2 pseudogenes are annotated in these 1,068 nt (G+C 39.8%); both read right to left on the minus strand.

The features are described from left to right. Window positions 1-685: pseudogene (locus tag C3B52_RS35595) on the minus strand (DUF5704 domain-containing protein); the annotation flags it as partial. A gap of 11 nt (window positions 686-696) precedes the next feature. After that, window positions 697-1,068, minus strand: a pseudogene (locus C3B52_RS35600) (copper amine oxidase N-terminal domain-containing protein); the annotation flags it as partial.

Below are 1,068 nucleotides of genomic sequence, written 5' to 3' on the forward strand. Positions count from 1 at the left end.
CATTAAATCCAGGTACACCATTCAGTGGCTTGCCCGTAGTAGTAAAGTGTTTGATAATCGCTTTACCTTCAGCAGGCTCGAGTTCGATTTCAAACAAAGTTGGGAAGTGATAACGCCACCCTTGAACGAGTGGTGCAAATTGTTGGTTATTATCCCTTTCCTCTTCTTCTCTTCTATTTACTGCTTTTGGGGCCTCCAACAGTCCTCCCGTGACATAAACAGGAACATTCGCCACGTTAGTCCCTTTCCCTGTCCATGGTAGTTTAGTGAGAGAATAACTAATGGATGTTGAATCTTGATAATAGGATTTAGGGTTTCGTGCCATTTCGACTGATCGAGATTTTTCCCAAATCTGATCTCCATACTCACGGGAATAATCGAACTTGCTTACACGAACATCCTTTATTTTTCGAGACGAGTTAAATTCAAACATATAGTCGAAACCATCCACATCAGTAACGGCTCCTGGTGGTTTTGTTGTCGTCCATTTACCAGCGGAATCACTCCATGTGTCATAGTAAACCATACCAACAAAATAATAGATGTTTGGATTGTTAGGATGTTGAAACATCCTACTGTCCCCAATAGCTTCTGCTTTACTCGGGTCGAATACAAAAACCGTCGTGATCACCGCTATTAAGCAAAGCGTCAGCTGTAATGATTTCTTAATTCTCGATCTCAGCATATTGCTGCTCCTTACTTAAAGGGATTAACAATCGCCACGATATAATCCTCTGGTTTGTCTGTCCTAAAGGCAATGTAATCTGCCATATTCAAACGAAATTTAGTCCAATCATAATGTTGAATGTATTTTCCACCTTGGAAAACATCCGACGTGCTGGTAACTGGATAATAATTCGTTGCTGTCCCGTCCTTATGGTTTACAAAAGCATTGTCTACACCAGTCCGATACTTTACAAAGTCATTATTGACCATGAAAAAGATTGGTGTACCTCGAACTGAGCTTCTAATTGCGATATAGTCTTTCACCTTATCCTTTTCAAGTTTGATATCATAAATGATTTCTCCATTTCCAAGTTTGATCGGCAATTGATTAGCATTAATGAT

The sequence above is a fragment of the Brevibacillus reuszeri genome (assembly GCF_002897295.1).
GTDB lineage: Bacteria > Bacillota > Bacilli > Brevibacillales > Brevibacillaceae > Brevibacillus > Brevibacillus reuszeri_A.